Genomic DNA, 18,491 nt, shown 5'->3' with positions numbered 1-18,491 from the left:
ATATGGTTAATCCCGTCTGGTATACCTTTATTCCCGTCTGAGATATCGGTAACCCCGTCTGGACTATGCATATTCCTGTCTAGAGGTGCCTATTCCCATTTGGGCACAATTGACAACAGGAAATTACCCCACGGGGCATATTTCTGCACAAAAAAAACGGTTAAGCATAATTTGCTTAACCGCCAATGTAGGACATTTCAATTTTTTGCTGATTCTGATTTTTACCTTCAATCCGTTCATCCGAATAACGGTCTTTGCGGTGATTCCACCAACCAATTAAGTGGTCACGCAAGTCTTCATCATTCATGTCTGAACGCAGCAGTTCTTTAAGATCATGTCCATTACCATTAAATAAACAAGTAAATAAACTTCCGTTTGCTGACAGTCGTGCTCGTGTACAGCTGCCGCAGAAAGATTCTGAAACTGAGGTAATAAAGCCAACTTGATTGTCAGTCCCTATATAGCGATAACGCTTAGCTACTTCACCAAAGTAATCTTCTTCTACTGCCTCTAGCTCGAATTCACTTTCCAGCATCTGCAGGATTTCCTTCTTCGTTACTACATTGTCCATTTGCCAGCCATTCGTACTGCCGACATCCATGAATTCAATATAACGCAACTGGACACCTTCTTCTTTACAGTACCTGGCCATTGGAAGGATTTGCGATTCATTTAATCCCTTTTTTACAACCATATTAATTTTAATGCCAAGGCCTGCTTCTTTAGCTGCAGTGATTCCTTCCATTACTTTCTTTGTCCCAATATTACGTCCGTTGATTTGTTTAAACAATTCATCATCGATACTATCAAGACTAATATTAACACGGTCTAACCCTGCTTCTTTTAGTTCTTTCGCATACCGCTTTAAGAAAACACCATTCGTGGTTAGTCCGATATCATCTATACCATCAATTTTCGATAACTTTTCAATTAGAACAGGCAATTCCTTACGTAAGAGAGGTTCACCGCCTGTCAATCGTAATTTTTCCACTCCAAGACTTGCAAAAATCTTTGCTACTCTCTCTATTTCTTCATATGATAAAAGCTCATTGCGCGGGAGAAAATGAAAATTTTCATTAAATATTTCCGCCGGCATACAATATTGGCATCTAAAGTTACAGCGATCAATAACAGATATTCGTAAATCTCTAAGGGGTCTGTCCAACGCATCCTTTATTTTCATGCTGTCCATTACTTTCACTCCCTTATAAGAACTAAAAAAAGGCAGAAACCTGGTCTAGAGGCCATTAACAGCCTCCTGTCCTTCTGCCTAATCAATCGTACCATAATTTTTACTGAATCCCTAAGGCAATCTTTGCATACCGGGACATGCGGTCCTTGGTCCAGCCTGGATTCCAAACAATATTAACTTCTGTATCTTTCACTTCTGGTAAATCCTCAAGCGACAATTTTACTTGATCAACAATAGTTGCTGCCAGCGGACATCCCATAGCTGTCAGCGTCATCGTTACCGTTGCTTGTCCTGCTTCATCTAAATCTACATCGTAGACTAAACCTAAATTTACTATATCTATTCCAAGCTCTGGATCAATAACTTGTTCCAGTGCACCCATCATACTCTCTTTTAATTCAGCATCCATATTAAGACTCTCCTTTATGAGCTGTGATATCTCTATCATAGCAGATATTAGCCATTTTATTAAGTATTTTGCCCAACTCTTGATAAATGCTTGGCAAACCATTCTGCTGTTTGAATGAGTCCGTATCTGCTGACTTTATGCTCGGCTCTGGTATCTAAAATAAACTCAAGCTTATTTTGCTCATATGCCGGCCTGATTGATTCGTAAAATTTGTATGCAAATGTATAAGGAACAATCGGATCTTTGGCTCCATGCCAAAATAACAGCGGTCTCCCGGCTAATTTTTCCGGCTGTAAACTTAAATCATACTTGCTGATTAAGGCCATTTGTCTTTCCGATTCTTCGTCTGATATAGTAAAGTTAGGATTATGCTTTTGTATCGTTTCTAACTGAAGCTTGGCATAATCTAAATAAGCTGGATTTCCCATAAGACTTACAGCTGCATGAATCCAATCATAGACAGCGAGCGCTCCATTTGTCACGATACCGCCAAGGGATGTTCCCGCAACACCAATTTTTGTAGGATCAATTAATTTCCTTGTCAGCAGTTCATCCTTAATGACTGCTAATTCATCTATCGTTTGAACAACGATTGGCCAAAAGTGGTTTAGAAGTTGTGACTCTTTAAGTCCTTCTTCACGTTCACCATGCCAAGCCACATCAGGCAGAATAACCCGGAACCCTTTTTCTGCCAACAAATAGGCATAATGCAGATTATGTTCTTTTGCACTCCCAAAACCGTGGATAAAAATAACTAAAGGAGATACTTCCTTCCATATATCTTGTTTTGCCACATGTAAAACGGGAATGTCAGCAATACGTTCTTTTTCTACGATAATCAAAGAATTTCCCCCAGTCATTTCATATATTTGAATAATATCACTATACCTGAATACCACCTAATGAAAAAGATTTAACATTGTCTGACAATACGTTACTATTAAGACATCAACACAAACAAAAGAACTGAAGGTGACAAACAATGGCAGAAAAACATTTAATTGTTTTAGATTTAGACGGAACATTGCTTACTGATGAGAAAGCCATATCAGAGCGCACTAAAAAAACCTTAATGCATCTAAAAGAAAACGGCCATGAGGTGATGATTGCCACAGGTCGGCCATATCGCTCCAGTGAAATGTATTATCATGAACTAGGTCTGCAAACACCAATTGTTAACTTTAACGGAGCGTTCGTTCATCATCCTCGTAATAAGAGCTGGGGGACGTATCACTCTCCAATGGATATGAAAGTGGCAAAAGAAATTGTTGAAGCGCTGCAAAATTTCCAATACCACAATATCATTGCTGAAATTCAGGATGATGTTTATTTCCATTATCATGATGAAAAGTTAATTAATCTCATGCAAGTCGGGTCTCCTAAAGTGACAACAGGCGATTTACGTAATTTCCTTACCGCTTCCCCTACTAGCATGCTCATTCATACGGATCAACAACATGTTGATGACATTCGCCAGCATCTATCTGATGTTCACGCAGAGGTTATTGATCATCGCCGCTGGGCTGATCCATTCCATGTCATCGAAATGGTTAAGACAGGGTTAAATAAAGCTGTAGGCATTAAACGAGTGGCACAGCACCTGAATGTTCCTGTGGAACGTATCATTGCATTCGGTGATGAAGACAATGATTTAGAGATGCTTGAATACGCAGGAACAGGCGTAGCAATGGGCAATGCCATTGATCAATTAAAAAATGTAGCGAATGAAGTTACTTTAACCAATGAAGAAGACGGGATTGCATTATTCCTTCAGGAAAAGTTCAACATAAAGACCAAATTTTAAGGATAGTAAGTTTTAGACTCTTGGCTAAACTAATCTAGACACCGAAACACGTGTCAATAACAAATGCGGAGGCGGTACGAATGGGTAAAAGAAATAAGTCCAAACGGTTTGTGCAACAAGGGAAAAATGCTATTGCACAGCACGCTGAACGAATTCCTTATCATTCTACGTATGCTGAAGCAGAAGAAAAACGACTGCAGGTTATGTCTGAACAAAGCTATGGCGGCTTTTAATGGGAAATAAATTATTTCAACAAGCCCGTGATTTCGTCGATGAAGCCCTTCACGGACACCATTCATCCAAATCGGACGAAGAAATGATGGAAACTGCTCAAAACGCACTTTCATCGGCCTTCGCTAATTCTACGGATGCCGAAAGGGAACAGCTGAGTGAACTGCAGTCTGATTTAGAAAGCTCGAAATATAGAAAGAAATAACCAAAAAGGCCTCTATCCATTTCGGATAGAGGCCTTTTGTCAATCCTTACGAAACATTCCAAATACATGTGCAGTTTCTACAATATTGGTAAATGCTTGTGAATCAGTTTGTTGGATAACCTTCTCTAGTTCATATAATTCATACCGTGTAATCACAATCATCAGCATTTCTTTATTTTCATTTGTGAATCCGCCTTTAGCAGGAAGGGACGTAATTCCACGAACCAGCTTGCTATGTATGGCTTGCTTCAATTCGTCGGCTTTTTTCGTAATAATCATCACCGTTAATTTTTCATGACGCGTATGAATCGCATCAATTACCCTAGTCGAGGTGTAAAGTGTGACAATGGTATACAATGCTTTTTCAGGTCCATAAATATAGCCTGCTGTCACAATAATAATTCCATTTAGGGCAAATAGGTACGTACCAACAGGTCGATCCTTCATTCGTGAAAGAAGCATCGCAATAATGTCCATCCCGCCAGTAGAAGCACCGTATTTCAACGTAATCCCTACACCTACAGCAGCAATCACACCACCAAATACGGCATTCAACAGAATATCTGGGGAAACATGAACGATAGGAATCATTTCAAGGAATACACTCATTAGAATAACACTTAGAAAACTATAAAAAGTGAATGACTTTCCTACTTTCCTCCATGCTATAATCGTTACGGGGATATTTAAGATAAATAATAAAATACCGGTTGAAATGTTAAAAGGTGCAAAGGATCCAACCAATCTTGACAGTAGTTGTGCCAAACCAGTAAAGCCGCTTGCATAGATATTAGCTGGGATTAAGAATAAATTCATTGCCAGCGCATTTAAAAAAGCACCGATAACGACAACAATCATTTTTTTCGTTTCCATCATATACATTTAATCTGTCTCCATTCTAAGGTGTGTCCTGTTATCTTATTACCCTATCATCATAAACTTATACACGAGAATAGGATTGTATTTTTTCATTGTCGTGCTACACTTACTTATAGTAATTATTTTATATCTAATATAGGAAAGCAGGTGTAGCTATGAGCGTTACCATCATAGCTGACAGTGCATGTGATTTGCCGCTGTCTTACTATAAAGAAAATAAGGTTTCATTTATCCCGCTTCAAGTTCATTTAGATGGGGACAACTATGAAGACTTGCAGACGATTCAGCCGGCTGAAGTATATCAAGCAATGCGCGAAGGAAAAGCTCCTAAAACATCTCAGGCTTCACCAGAATATGTTACCCAGCTGTTTACTCAACTTGCGATTGAAAAGAAGCAGGCCGTTTATATTGCTTTCTCTTCTGAACTCTCAGGCACCTACCAAATGGCTGTTATGGTGTACAACCAAGTTAAGGAAACCTATCCGGACTTGGACTTGGATATCATTGATACGAAATGCGCATCACTTGGTCAAGGACTTGTAGTCATGAAAGCGGTCGAATTAGCCGCTGCTGGTGCCGATAAAGAAACCATTAGCCGCGCTGCTGCGTATCATGCACAGCATATGGTTCATTTTTTCACCGTGGATAATCTAGAATATTTAGCCCGCGGAGGACGAATTTCTAAAGCTTCTGCATTTGTAGGCGGTTTGTTAAATATTAAACCATTGCTGCATGTAGAAGACGGAAAACTAATTCCGCTTGAAAAAATCCGCGGCAAGAAAAAATTAGTTAAACGTACATTAGAATTAATGCACGAACGCGGAGTAGATCTCGATAAACAAACGATTGCTATCAGTCACGGAGATGACCTGCCACTCGCATTAGAATGGAAAGAAGCCATTCAAAATGAGTTTGGGACTAAAAATGTCATTATTAATGTCGTTGGAGCCGTAGTCGGAGCTCATTCCGGTCCAAGTACCATCGCCATCTTCTTCTTAGATGAAAACCCGCCCTCATAAATAGACAGCAGGAAAAGCAGTTTCGATTGCTTTTCTTTTTTATGCACGTTGAATGACTTTGGTTGTTTTAACAGTATAGTTTAATTATAATAAAAGAAACAAAAAAAGCTGGAGGTAAGGCATGAGTAAGGAAAATTCATTTGATGTCGTTTCAAAGGTAGAATTTACAGAAGTAACCAATGCCGTAACAATGGCACTTAAAGAAATCAAAACACGTTATGATTTTAAAGGCAGCAAAAGTGATATTACTCTCGACAAAGAGGAACTTGTCTTGGTTTCTGATGATGAGTACAAATTAGATCAGCTGAAAGATGTCTTAATCAGCAAGCTGGTTAAACGTGATGTCCCGATTCGTAATATTGATTATGGGAAAATCGAAGGTGCTTCAGGCGGAAATGTCCGTCAACGTGCCAAACTGATTCAAGGAATTGATAAAGAACAAGCGAAAAAAATCAATACTATCATAAAAAACAGCGGCATTAAAGTCAAGACCCAAATTCAAGATGATCAAATCCGGGTAACTGGAAAAAACCGTGATGACCTGCAAGCTGCCATCGCAGCCATTCGCGGCGCAGACTTATCCATCGATGTTCAATTTATCAACTATAGATAAAGCAATCTCCATGCCAAGCATGGAGATTTTTTTATTTTGATGTCATGAATAGACTACCCTTCTAACTTTTTTTCATTATCTAGGTATTTCCATGTTTTATTTTTTCAAGAGTGAGGAATAACAAAATATAGACAAAAAATTGGAGGGATTATGTATGAGTAGCAATCAAAAACAAGATAAACAAGGTTTTCCACCACAACATCAAGAACATCAACCGGGTACTGAAACCAAAATGACTCCTGAACCAGATTCTGTCAGAGAATCCTACAAGGGCAGCGGTAAATTAAAAGGAAAAACCGCCATTATAACTGGCGGCGACAGCGGGATTGGTAAATCCGTGGCAATCTACTATGCAAAAGAAGGCGCAGATGTTGCCATCGTTTATTTAGATGAACACGAAGATGCTAAGACAACAAAGGAATTAGTCGAAAAAGAAGGGCAAAAATGCTTACTATTAGCCGGAGACATCGGTGATGAAACCTTCTGTCAGGACGTAATTAAGCAAACCATAGAAACCTTTGGATCACTGGATATCCTAGTCAATAACGCAGCTGAACAGCATGTACAGCAAAGCCTGACTGATATTACTGCTGAACAACTAGAAAAAACATTTAGAACGAATATCTTCTCCATGTTCTATCTAACCAAAGCAGCATTACCACATCTAAAAAAAGGAAGCAGCATCATCAATACAACATCAATCACAGCGTATCAAGGAAATCCAACCCTAATCGATTATTCGTCAACCAAAGGGGCCATCCTCTCCTTCACACGAGCCCTCTCCAACTCCATATCCAAAGATGGCATTCGTGTAAACGGAGTCGCACCAGGCCCAATCTGGACCCCACTCATCCCTGCATCCTTCTCAGACGAAGAAGTAGCCAAGTTTGGCACAAACACCCCAATGGGACGCGCAGGACAGCCTGAGGAACTAGCAGGAGCCTACGTATACCTAGCAAGTGAAGACGCATCCTATGTCAGCGGACAAGTTATACATGTCAATGGCGGAACTGTTGTGAATGGGTAAATAAAAAAACAGGCAGCTTGTTGGGTCTTGGGGACCTGGTGGGCTGCCTTTTTGAAATGGCATCTAGTTGGTTGAGCCTGTTTTAACTTTACCCTCCTGGTTATTTTCCACTTCTTCACAATTTTAAGTTTTCTATAGGCTAGGTTCAAACCTATCTTTTTTCACAATAATCTTGGTTACCTTAAATGTTCCAGATTATTACCTTTCTAAAATTCTATCAAAACATTCTTAAAAACGCTTGACTTGTTCTTTATAAAGAAATAAAATCTACCTATTGGTATAAAAAGGATATTAATTCATGGAGTTATGCACTCATATCTTCACTCCTTTAGTAATTAGACTAATACGAACTTGTCTCGTTGTTCTCTATTAAGAACTTGTTTTACGAGAAACTAGCAATAACAGTTGAATCACTAAATATAAAATACTTTGTTAGTATTTGAGGATTATCTACAACGCGGACAATTAAAGAGAAAAAGAATAGTAAGATCAATCGTTGGTTATTTATACATTAAAGGAGGTGGTTGGATGTAAAAAATTGCATACATAGATGAAGCGAACATTCTGTATATTATACGCATTTATAAAACAAGATTAGGAGATGAAATTAATGGGATTACTTACAAGTAAGATAGCAATAGGTGTTTTAGCTGGAGGATTTACTTTAGGCGGGGCAGGACTTTTATTTACTGGTACAAGCACCCTTCAACAAGCATCAACTTTTGTTAAAGAAGCAGGAATTAAACTAGCAAACTACGAAAAAAACGAAGGTTCTCTCCTCCAACAATTTGGTCTTTTAAAGACTACAGCTAACATTAAAATCGCTAATGCAAATACATTGATTGAAACAAAGAATGAAACGATTGCTGATTTAGAATCGCGAGTTTATGATTTGACTTACGAAAAAGAAAGTCTTACAAAAGATGTAGCTATGTTACAATCAGAGATCGAAAAATTAACAATAAATTTAAACAAATCAAAAGAAGAATTAGCAGTTACCAAAGCCGCTCTTGTTGCTAAAACAGCAGAATATGACCAAAAAGCAGCCGAACTTGCTACAGCTAATGGAAAAATAGCAGCATTAGAAACTGATATAAAAACAGCAAAAATAAAAGCAGAAGAAGCTGATAAATTAGTTGCTGAACTAGAAAAACAAGTTCAACAAGCCAATAAAGAAGTAGCAGATCACGGCGCTGTTGTCGAACAAGTAAAGAAACAGACTAAAGGAGATGTTCCCTTAACGGATAAGGAAATTGAAGACCTAACACCACTTACTTTAGATGAAATTGAGCCTGGCGGTCCAGGAAAATTACCCCCTGTAAAACCAACATCTGATTCTCAGAAATAGTAGGAATACATAATCATTTCTTTTATAGATTGAATAAATAGACTTTATTCGGAGTGAAGAATCACTCCGAATTTTTTCATTTATACACTTATTCATTATTTAAGCTTCTTCATTTGATACTCAACTGGACATCTATATACTCAACTATCTCTTGTATTAGCTCTTAAAAGCTCTTATAGGCCTAGCCGAATACATTTCTTGTTTCATCAATCCGAAAAACATTTTATTAGTCAATTGTCTAAACAGTTCCTCTTCTGAGACATGCTATGAATATTTTCTATTCCTCTAAAATGATTACGATACTGTACCATTTGATAAAACCAACCTTTTTCTGAATAGATATGACGAATCGGACAATCACTCTTCACGTTGATGACCTCATTGTATGGTTTACGATATATTAGCTCATCAGAAAGGTTACTTCAATCAACGGCACCCATAATTTTCATTATTTCATCAAAAATATCCATTAATGATTCGTTCAATCTCTTATCTGGATCTTCAAATTCAATACATTTACCTCAAGGAGTTGAAGCATGTCTTTTAACTCTAATCGATTTTTAATAGAAACAATTTTTGATTGAGGCCTTGCTCCACCATAATAGTAATGGTCAGGTCAGGGAATTTCATTCTTATCAAGGTTCTTTTCTACAAAAAACGCATACGAAATCCTTTACGGATTTCGTATGCGTTTTTTTGTTGGTGATTTTTTTTTTAATCAAATTACTGCTTTTCATCAGTAATGACAAATTAGCCCAATGCACTTTTTACTTCCTTCGCCTTAAGAATTACTTTATCTCCTTTTTTAAGATTCGGAATGTCAGTTGACACAAAATCCAAATGCTTTCCAGTCTGGATATTGTAACCAAAAGCACTAACAGATACAATCTCAACTACTTTAACTGATACTGTTTTTCCTTCCAAGTTATCTCCTTTATTCAGGGCAGTTTCAAATTATTCAGTCATCCAACATGATATTAGATAATAGAGGACTTAAGGGTCCTCCTTGCGGAGTTCCCTCATTACTCTTATGGAATAGCCCTTCAATCATAATCCCTGCTTGCAGGAATCTACGAATCAGTTTTAGAACTCGTTTATCTTCAATTTTCTGCTCAAGCTTTCCCATGAGTTTATCATGATTCACTTTATCGAAGAATTTCTCTAAGTCCATATCTACTACCCATGTATAACCTTCGGTTATATAGGATTTTGCCTTTCGAACGGCTTGGTGTCCCTGTTTGTTAGGGCAAAATCCATAGCTATTCTCTGAAGAATCATATATCTTGGTCAATATCTGGGCAATGGCTTGTTGAATGAAACGATCTAGGACAGTAGGGATACCCAATAACCGAACACCGCCGTTTGGTTTCGGGATTTCTATACGACGAACGGGTTGCGGTTGATAAGTACCCTGTAGTAGGGATATTTTCATGCTATGCCACGCTGCTACGAGGTGCGGTCTCAGGTTTTGAACCGGCATTCCATCTTTTCCATGGCTTCCCTTATTTCCCTCTACACGCTTTAATACCCGTATTAAGTTTTCCCGCTCTACTATGTGTTCCATTAACATTGTTGATATCCTTTCTACGTGGATAAATAGTCTATTTGTGCCTTTATCTGCTCCGCCCTTTTGAAGTTCCCCGTGTGAAGTTCGTGTTCCTCAGACCGGCGGTTTGCCGCTTGCTTCCTTCAGATTCCACGTCACCGTGGACATCCTTGCATTAAGCTAACCATTACTACTGCCTTCATGGTTCGGGACTCCCCCCCCCTATAGATTGCACCCATGCCGGGCGCACTAAAAAAGCACCTCAACTATACGTTGAGGTGCCTACTAGAAATAGATTACTTCAAAAATGTGATGTCAAATTAGTTAGCAGCTGGAACTTCTACATCTACTACAGTAGTAGCAATTACTTTACCACTTGCATTTTTAACTGCATAAACCACGCTACCTTTATCGCCAGCAGTAGTTGCAATAGTAGTGCCTACAGCAATTGCAGCAATATTTTCTGTGATAGAGACAGTACCAACTACTAATTCTGATTCATCATAAGCACCATTAGCGTCAGTGTCTAGGTAGATATTACCTGTAGTTTCATCAAGACGGACAGCTTTTGAAGTTGTAGCAGATAGTGTGATATTTTGAACGATATCATCACCTGAGTCTGCTTTCAAAGTCAATACAGAGCTTGCTGTAATGTCAGTACCAGGAGTAATAACTTTATCAGCATTCTTAAGAGTAACTTCAGAAACAGTAGGAGTTGAGTTATTAACAGTAATCGCTAGTTTCTCGCGAGTAACAGAACCTTCTTTAATTACAAGGTTAGCTGTTCCCACATCAGTCTTGGCAGTTACTGTAATAACACCATCAACAACAGCAACATCAATAATATCTTTATCAGTAGCTTCGTCTACTGTAACTGTATATTTTTGTCCAGTTGTAGCAATATCAGCACTTTCTTTACCTAATAAGAAACCAGCAGCATTGTATTTGTTATAAACAAATGATACTTCGTTATCAGGAGTTTCATTAGCATAAATATCTAGTTTAGTATCTTTACTAGCATCAACTAATTCAAGTTTACGAGATGCTACTGCTGTATCTTTTGATACAGAAACATTCAATGAAGCTACAACATTATTACCAACTTTAACTTTCACTACACCTGCACCCGCAGCAGCCGGTGCTACTGTCAAAGCAGCTTTACCTTCTGCATCTGTAGTTGTACCTGTTACAGAAACAATATTAGTAGCTGTGCCGTTAACAGTTACTTGAGGATATTCGTAAGTTACTCTAGAAAGATCTAGACCTTCAAAAACGTCACCATATTGGTCTTTTACTACTACACCAACAGAACCATTATCACCATTCTCAACTAATTTAAGAGTAGAAGTAGATAAAGTAGCTGATTTAGCAGTACGTGCATCTGAAGCAATAGTTAGTGTGAATGATTTTGTTGCATCACCTGATTTAACTGTAATAGTTGTTGTACCTGCCTTGATTGGTAGAATGTTACCTGTAGAATCTACAAGTGCTACATCTTTATTAGAAGAAGAAAATTCTACAAGGCTTGTGATATCGGCCTCTTTTGTACCGTCAGCTTTATTACCAACAACGTTATCAATAGCGAAGTTTTCACCTAAAGTTACAGTGTTGCTTGAAAGCTTGATAGTACCGTTAGTAACATCTAACTTGTCAATGCTTGTAACAACGTCTGATTTGTCTACAACTTTAACTTCTACTAAGGCTGATTCAGCTACTTCTTTACCATCTTTATCAGAAATAACTACTTTGTAAGCAAATTTAGTATCTTGAGTTAAATTAGTTGCTAGTTCACCTGTTGAAGAATTGGTAGTACCACCAACAAATACTCCAGTTGTAGCTTGGAATTCAACTGTATAACCAGAAGCTTTAAGGTATTCACCATCAGCGTCTACTGTTTCACCGTTAAGTTTGAAAGATAACTTTTGACTAGCTGTATCGTTATCAACAGTTAATGCATTAGCTTCAACTGATTTAACTTCTACTGTATATGTGAATTTAATTTCAGACACTTTATCAGCTTCACCTTCAACTTTTTCAGTAAGTTTTACCGTTTGTTCTTTAGCTGATTCGAATTTGTTTTCAAAAGTTAATGTAGCTACACCAGTTTCAGCGTTCACGTTATAGCTAGTTACTTTATTTCCTTCTAAAGAGAAGTTTTCAGCTTTTAGCTTATCTAAGCCAGTACCAGTTAGTGCAACTGTAGTAGCGTTAATTGCATTTACTTCTTTAACAGTCGTTACTTGTTTATCTTCAAAAGCTTTGATGTTTTTAGCTACTACTTCAACAAGTGTTTTAGCTAGTTTAGTATCTTTGCCTTTAAGAATTTCAACTTCAGCTTTAACACTGTCGATATTTTTAGCAGTTTCTTCTAGATCTGCAAATTTACCAGCTTCGATAGCTTTGTAAGCTGCGTAAACTTTTAATTCGTCGTTTACAGAGTTAGAAAGTTCAGTTGCTGGAGTTGCGTATTTTTCTAGTAGTAAGTCACGAACGTCTGGTCCGTAAATTTTAGCTACGATTGCTTTGAAAGCATCAACGTCTTTAACTAGGGCAGTTTTAGCTTTTTCAACATTTTTAGCTTTTCCTGCTTCAACAGCTGTAGTGAAAGTTGTTTTAGCTGGGTTGAGGTTTGTGTTGATTGCAGCTAGGTAAGCTTCTGCACGGTTAAGGTATTTCTTTTTAGTATCTAATTTTTTAGTGAATGCAGCTTTTTTAGTTTTGCTTCCGCCGTTTTTAGCGATTTCTTTTGTTGCTGCTGCATAGTATTCTTGAGCTAATTTAACTTCTTTTCTGATTGTTGCAGTTTTAGGAAGTTTGTTTTCGTTCTTAGCTGTTTTGTGGTAAGTATCGTAAGCTTTCGCCATTTGGTTAGTTGCTTTTGTGATTGCTTTGTCAACTGAGCTAGTTGCAGCCTCAGATTGTGTTGGTGCTACTGCTACGAATGCTGATGCGGCAATTGCAGTTGCCGTTGTAATTTTAATTGCTTTCTTTTTACTCATGTTTGTTGTAGTTCCCCTTTCAAATACCTATCAAGTAGGTTTAGATCTTATATAAGTACCATTAATTAGTTTGAAACATCCAAATACTAAAGAGGCACAATAACTAATTTCACAAATCTTATTAAATGGACATTAAAAGTAGTTTGCTATATTCGACAGAAATCAGAGTGAAACTATCTAACTAGTTTCATAAATGTTATATCGGTATAAAGAGACAATTATTTAGTGATAATTAACATTTTATTTTTTTCCCTGTGTCGTAAGCCCCCTCCTTCATCCTTTAATATCTTCATTATACATTATTTTGATTAAATTAACACATTTTTCTTCAATTGGTTTCAAAATTTATATTAAATTATACATAATTATGATAAAAATTACCATATTTTTCTTCTTTTAGTTAAAATTTATGTAATCATTTTTGTGAATCTAGTAAGTACTACCTCAAAATATCCTTGATAGAATAGGAATACGACTATATTCCTGGTTATTTTATACTAGATACAATTTCTCACTAAGTCGTGATCCATGCTACAAAACTAGTTAGATCTGCAGTCCATTTATTATTTTCTTTATCCAGACATGAGCGGATATACTTAAAAAAAGTAATATAGTTAAATTTATACAATAAAAAACCAATATTGTTTTATAAACATAATTTTACATATACTTCTTTAATTACCATCACTTACCAATTATTCTCTATATTGAGACGTGCGTCTTCTATAATAGAAGAAACACGAAAAAAACCAGAGAGTTATTACAACTCTCTGGTTTCTTATTTATGTGCGACCAGTTTGGTTTCTGCTCTCTCACAAGATAGCCGTTCGACAAGCTGATGTGGAATGATAATTCGTTTCACAGGTTCATTGTCGTTTTCTAGCATTTGGATTAGACTTCTAGCCGCCTGGTAGCCCAATTCAAAAATGTTAATATCAATAGAAGTTAACGGTGGTCTCGACATATCTGCTAATAAAACATTATTAAAGCTGATAACCGATACTTGTTCCGGCAGTTTGATATTCATTTCAACTAATGTATTCACGACTCCGAGCGCCATAATATCATCTGTGACGACAAATGCTGTTGGCGGTATGTCTAATGATAGGAGTTTTTTTACGGCATCCTGTCCGCCTTCTCGATGAAATTCTTCGTGAATGATATATTCAGGCAGGATTGGCAGCCCATTTTCCCGCAAAGCTTCCTTATATCCTAAGAGTCGTTCGATGGTTACCACTAATTTCTCACTGCCGCCAATAAAACCGATTTTGGTATGTCCAAGACCCAGCAGATACTCAGCAGCGTCTCTTGATGCCCGGCAATTGTCATTATCCACATGAGTGATTTCTTCCGCACATTCATAGGGCTTTCCAACGACGAGGAAAGGAAAATCCCGATCTCGTAAATAGTTGAGCACTTGATCGTTCACTCGCGAGTATAAGAGAATGATTCCGTCTACTCTTCCGCCTTGGACCATATGCACAACGCCTTCAAAAATTTCCTCTTCAGTTTTACCTGTGCTCATTTGAAGGGCGTACTGCTTCTCATGAGCGCCTTCACTCAACCCCTGAATCACAGTCGAGAAAAACGGGTTTTGAAAGAATATATCCGATGAAGGAAATACAAGACCAATTACTTTAGTAGATTGGCTTGCTAGACTTCTAGCTATTAAATTCGGATGATACCCAAGTTTTTTCATTGCTTCCCGGACACGGAGCTTTGTTTTTTCACTGATGCGTGGATTATTAGCAATTACTCGTGACACGGTTGAAGGTGCTACATTTGCTAATTTTGCTACATCCTTAATGGTAACCGCCATCGAGTTTCTCTCCTTTCCAAAAATCAACCTATTTGCCAAGAAAGGCGGAGTCATTAACATGATCTCCACCTCTCAGTTATTCGTATAGATACACTCTTGTTTCAAATGGTTTGAGTGAAACAAAACTCGTTAATTCATTTGAACAGTCCTGATAATTGGCTAGCAGTAACGTCGACTGGCCCTCAGGCAGTGTTGGCAAAACAAGATCAGCTTGTTTATTTCTAAAATTACAAATGACTACAGCCAACTGGTTTGAAAGCGTCCGTGTGTACACATACACATCTTCATCATTCTCAAGCCATAACTGATATTCCCCATAAACAAAAACTGGATGCGCTTTGCGGATATGAATCATTTTTTTATAAAAATGATAAATGGACTCTTCATCCTCAAGCTGACTGGCAACATTAATTACTTGGTAATTGGGGTTCGTTTTCATCCATGGAGTACCCGTTGTAAAACCGCCGTGTTCATGATTTGTCCACTGCATAGGGGTTCGTGAATTGTCTCTCCCCTTACGCCAAATGATTTCCATTACTTCACTTTGAGGACGACCCTTCGCCACTTCAATGTCATAGAAATTCTTCATCCCAATATCATCATAATCAGTTATCGATTCGAATTGAACATTTGTCATGCCAATTTCTTGGCCCTGATAGATAAAAGGGGTGCCTTGCATAAGAAAGTAGCATGCGCCAAGCATTTTCGCACTTTCTTTCCAGTAAATTGAATCATCTCCCCAGCTTGATACACTGCGAGGCTGATCATGGTTTTCTAGGAATAGTGCATTCCAGCCTTTGTTAGATAAACCATCCTGCCATTTGGTCAGTGTTCGTTTTAAGCTGAGGACATCTACTGTGTGATCGACTTCCTTATCCCAAAGAGAAAGATGCTCAAATTGAAAAATCATGTTAAACTTCCCGTTTTTCTCTCCAACCCAATCCTCAGCTTGACCTATACTCACACCATTCGCTTCTCCAACAGTCATGATATCGTACTTAGCAAACGTCTCCTCCTTCAACTCGTGAAGGTATTGATGGATTCCCGTTTGGTTCGTATGCATATCAAACGCTTCCACATATTTCTCGCCATTTTCAGGCATGTCAGGGAAACCTTCGCGTTTTTTTATATGACTGATGGCATCAACACGGAATCCATCAATTCCTTTATCCAGCCACCAATTAACCATCTTGTAGAGCGCATGACGGACATCCTCATTTTCCCAATTCAAGTCCGGTTGTTTAATCGCAAAGATATGCATGTAGTATTGATGGGTATTGGCATCGTATTCCCACGAGCTGCCGGAAAAAATACTTTCCCAGTTATTTGGCTCATGATCCCCTTTGCCATCCTGCCAGATATACCAGTCACGTTTGGGATTATTTATTGCTGAACGAGATTCAATAAACCAAGGATGCTCATCACTTGTATGGTTAATCACTAGGTCAAGAATTAACTTCATTCCTCGTTTGTGTACCTCTGAGAGTAAGGTATCAAATTCCTCCATCGTACCGAACTGACCCGAAATAGCTTGGTAATCGCTAATATCATACCCGTTATCCGCATTTGGTGATTTATAAAATGGACAAATCCAAATAACGTCAACTCCAAGCTCTTTTAAGTAATCCAGTTTTGACCTAACACCCTCTAAATCCCCTATGCCATCTCCATTACTATCCATAAAGCTCCTTGGATAGATTTGATAGCTGACTGCTTCTTTCCACCATTTTCTTTCCATATGTACCCCTCCCAAACTCTTAGTTGCATCGTCCTTCACCATTTGTTTGTGTGAAAGTTAGGCTGCCTTGTTCGAAAGGGGGAAATTATCTGTTATTCCTTACGTTTAGCTCGTTTTATAAGCATGACGATGAAAATAGCAAATAGGACAAGAATACCGGCTATCGCAAATAAAAACGTTTTATTTATACCCGTTTTATCAGTAAGAGCATATATTTCTGACTCTTCTCGATCGATAATAATCTTATAGGTGTCTCCCTCACTACGAACCAAGTCTCCTTGAAGCAAGCCCTTTAACTCTTTATCCTTCTCAATCATCCCTTTTTCAAGTACAACTGTTTGCGTAGCTTTTGTGTTATTTAACGCAACGACAATCGTTTCTTCTTGGTAGGTACGTTTGAATACCGCCATCCCGTCTTTCTCATACAGCAGTTTTGTATCCCCTCTGGTTAGGCTTGGCAACTCTGCTCGTAACCTGCCGAGATTCGTAATATATTCAATCAATTCTTTATCTGTTCTAAAATCCATAAGTTTTCGATTATCTGGATCTTCTCCGCCATTTAACGCAATTTCGGATCCATAATAGATAATAGGGATACCCGGTGTTGTATACATATAAGCTAATGACTGCTTCCAGCGTGTTCCTGGATGATTATTATTAGCAGCAGCCAAGCTAGTAAAGCGAGACATATCATGGTTATCAATGAATTGACCGAGTAATTCAGGCTTATTAAACATTGTTTCGTTCCGTTCTAGATTAGAGAAAAGCCAACTTAATGATTGGTCTGTTTTTTGAAAAGCAGTCCGCTGACTGTCATTTTGTGCAAAGTCCATAAACCCATCGATTCCTGTATCCTGATAACTTGCAATAACAGTCGGATCTTTATCCCATACTTCACCAATTAAAAAGAAATCTTTTTTCTCTTCTTTCACTGCACTCGCAAACTTTGTCCAAAAGGTCTTTGGAACATGTTTAACCGTATCAAGACGATAGCCGTCAATATCCGTCTCATTAATCCACCACTTAGCCGCATCAATTAGATAGTCGCTTGTTTCTGGATTATCCTGATTTAAATCCGGCAGATTATAAATCCAACCATTTTCAACTTCCTCTTGATCTTTCCAGTTCGTAATTTCTTTCTTTTCGTGGAACCAATCTTTTTTCTCTGGGTCACTTACAAAAGGGTGATTGGGTCCTACATGATTCACAACAAAATCAAGAATAACTTTGATATCACGATCGTGTGCTTCTTTAACTAAGGTCTTAAATTCTTCTATTGTTCCAAAATGTTCTTCGGTTTTGTAAAAGTCATTAATCCAATAGCCGTGGTAACCGCCTTCTTCATTGTCAAAGATAGGTGTCAGCCATATGGACGTGAATCCCATATCCTTTAAATAATCTAATTTCTTTGTAATGCCTGCAAAATCTCCCCCGTTATAAGCAGTTAGATCGTCTACGTCGAGATTTTTATCGTTCTCACTGCTGCCGTTATTAAAACGGTCAACCATAATCGAGTAAATCACTTCATCTTGCCATTCTCTTCCTTCTTTTTCAGCTGCACCTGTTGGCATGGCGTAAAAAAGAAGAAACGGAATTAAAACGACTAAAAACACGCTTTTTTTCATTACCGTTCCCCCTACTTAAACTTCTTTACGCCTTTAA

16 protein-coding genes and 1 pseudogene are annotated in these 18,491 nt (G+C 37.9%); 7 read left to right on the top strand and 10 right to left on the bottom strand.

Annotation, left to right across the window (positions count from 1 at the left end):
- Nucleotides 1–175: 175 nt before the first annotated feature.
- The 3 genes from moaA to MHI18_RS16030 form a co-directional block, all read right to left on the bottom strand.
- Nucleotides 176–1,192, bottom strand: a complete 1,017-nt coding sequence (gene moaA, locus MHI18_RS16040) for a GTP 3',8-cyclase MoaA (RefSeq protein WP_340848741.1) — start codon at nucleotides 1,190–1,192, stop codon at nucleotides 176–178.
- A 100-nt stretch (nucleotides 1,193–1,292) separates the two neighbouring features.
- On the bottom strand, nucleotides 1,293–1,601 hold the full coding sequence (locus tag MHI18_RS16035; RefSeq protein ID WP_040376046.1) for a metal-sulfur cluster assembly factor: 309 nt from the start codon (nucleotides 1,599–1,601) through the stop codon (nucleotides 1,293–1,295).
- 59 nt (nucleotides 1,602–1,660) lie between these two features.
- Nucleotides 1,661–2,443, bottom strand: coding sequence for an alpha/beta fold hydrolase (locus MHI18_RS16030; protein ID WP_340848739.1), 783 nt, complete (start codon nucleotides 2,441–2,443; stop codon nucleotides 1,661–1,663).
- Nucleotides 2,444–2,583: 140 nt separating this feature from the next.
- Here MHI18_RS16030 and MHI18_RS16025 point away from each other — a divergent pair, with 140 nt between their 5' ends.
- The 3 genes from MHI18_RS16025 (at nucleotide 2,584) to MHI18_RS16015 (ending at nucleotide 3,841) form a co-directional block, all read left to right on the top strand.
- Complete coding sequence (locus MHI18_RS16025; protein ID WP_340848738.1) at nucleotides 2,584–3,405, top strand: Cof-type HAD-IIB family hydrolase; 822 nt, start codon at nucleotides 2,584–2,586, stop codon at nucleotides 3,403–3,405.
- An 80-nt stretch (nucleotides 3,406–3,485) separates the two neighbouring features.
- Nucleotides 3,486–3,638: a hypothetical protein gene (locus MHI18_RS16020; RefSeq protein WP_340848736.1), complete on the top strand. Its 153-nt coding sequence runs from the start codon at nucleotides 3,486–3,488 to the stop codon at nucleotides 3,636–3,638.
- Entirely contained in the window at nucleotides 3,638–3,841 is a 204-nt protein-coding gene (locus tag MHI18_RS16015) for a DUF3813 domain-containing protein (protein WP_340848735.1), read from the top strand. Before MHI18_RS16020 ends, MHI18_RS16015 begins: the two co-directional genes overlap by 1 nt.
- 39 nt (nucleotides 3,842–3,880) lie before the next feature.
- Here MHI18_RS16015 and MHI18_RS16010 read toward each other — a convergent pair whose 3' ends face one another.
- Nucleotides 3,881–4,723 carry a YitT family protein gene (locus MHI18_RS16010; protein ID WP_340848734.1) on the bottom strand — a complete coding sequence of 281 codons (843 nt, stop codon included), beginning with the start codon at nucleotides 4,721–4,723 and terminating at the stop codon, nucleotides 3,881–3,883.
- 152 nt (nucleotides 4,724–4,875) lie between these two features.
- Here MHI18_RS16010 and MHI18_RS16005 point away from each other — a divergent pair, with 152 nt between their 5' ends.
- From MHI18_RS16005 to MHI18_RS15990, 4 genes are all read left to right on the top strand, one after another.
- Entirely contained in the window at nucleotides 4,876–5,739 is an 864-nt protein-coding gene (locus MHI18_RS16005) for a DegV family protein (protein WP_340848732.1), read from the top strand.
- A 121-nt stretch (nucleotides 5,740–5,860) separates the two neighbouring features.
- Nucleotides 5,861–6,352, top strand: coding sequence for a YajQ family cyclic di-GMP-binding protein (locus MHI18_RS16000; RefSeq protein ID WP_040376040.1), 492 nt, complete (start codon nucleotides 5,861–5,863; stop codon nucleotides 6,350–6,352).
- Nucleotides 6,353–6,506: 154 nt separating this feature from the next.
- On the top strand, nucleotides 6,507–7,379 hold the full coding sequence (locus MHI18_RS15995) for an SDR family oxidoreductase (protein WP_340848730.1): 873 nt from the start codon (nucleotides 6,507–6,509) through the stop codon (nucleotides 7,377–7,379).
- 610 nt (nucleotides 7,380–7,989) lie between these two features.
- Nucleotides 7,990–8,727: a hypothetical protein gene (locus tag MHI18_RS15990; RefSeq protein ID WP_340848728.1), complete on the top strand. Its 738-nt coding sequence runs from the start codon at nucleotides 7,990–7,992 to the stop codon at nucleotides 8,725–8,727.
- 750 nt (nucleotides 8,728–9,477) lie between these two features.
- On the opposite strand, the gene MHI18_RS15985 is transcribed toward MHI18_RS15990, so the two are convergent.
- The 6 genes and pseudogenes from MHI18_RS15985 to MHI18_RS15960 all read right to left on the bottom strand — a co-directional run bounded on the left by MHI18_RS15985 (nucleotide 9,478) and on the right by MHI18_RS15960 (nucleotide 18,454).
- The gene (locus tag MHI18_RS15985; RefSeq protein ID WP_340848727.1) at nucleotides 9,478–9,651 is read right to left on the bottom strand and encodes a hypothetical protein; all 174 of its coding nucleotides are present in this window, start codon (nucleotides 9,649–9,651) and stop codon (nucleotides 9,478–9,480) included.
- A 37-nt stretch (nucleotides 9,652–9,688) separates the two neighbouring features.
- Nucleotides 9,689–10,297: pseudogene (locus tag MHI18_RS15980) on the bottom strand (reverse transcriptase domain-containing protein); the annotation flags it as partial.
- A 296-nt stretch (nucleotides 10,298–10,593) separates the two neighbouring features.
- The gene (locus tag MHI18_RS15975) at nucleotides 10,594–13,272 is read right to left on the bottom strand and encodes a hypothetical protein (RefSeq protein ID WP_340848725.1); all 2,679 of its coding nucleotides are present in this window, start codon (nucleotides 13,270–13,272) and stop codon (nucleotides 10,594–10,596) included.
- 778 nt (nucleotides 13,273–14,050) lie between these two features.
- On the bottom strand, nucleotides 14,051–15,091 hold the full coding sequence (locus MHI18_RS15970; RefSeq protein ID WP_340848723.1) for a LacI family DNA-binding transcriptional regulator: 1,041 nt from the start codon (nucleotides 15,089–15,091) through the stop codon (nucleotides 14,051–14,053).
- A gap of 76 nt (nucleotides 15,092–15,167) precedes the next feature.
- Entirely contained in the window at nucleotides 15,168–16,829 is a 1,662-nt protein-coding gene (locus MHI18_RS15965) for an alpha-glucosidase (RefSeq protein WP_340848721.1), read from the bottom strand.
- Between the two features lie 92 nt (nucleotides 16,830–16,921).
- Nucleotides 16,922–18,454, bottom strand: coding sequence for an alpha-amylase family glycosyl hydrolase (locus tag MHI18_RS15960; RefSeq protein WP_340848720.1), 1,533 nt, complete (start codon nucleotides 18,452–18,454; stop codon nucleotides 16,922–16,924).
- Nucleotides 18,455–18,491 lie beyond the last annotated feature (37 nt).

Source organism: Peribacillus sp. FSL H8-0477, from assembly GCF_038002765.1.
Lineage (GTDB): Bacteria > Bacillota > Bacilli > Bacillales > DSM-1321 > Peribacillus.
Note: the sequence above shows the minus strand (reverse complement) of the source record. Positions and strands in the feature narration are given on the sequence as shown.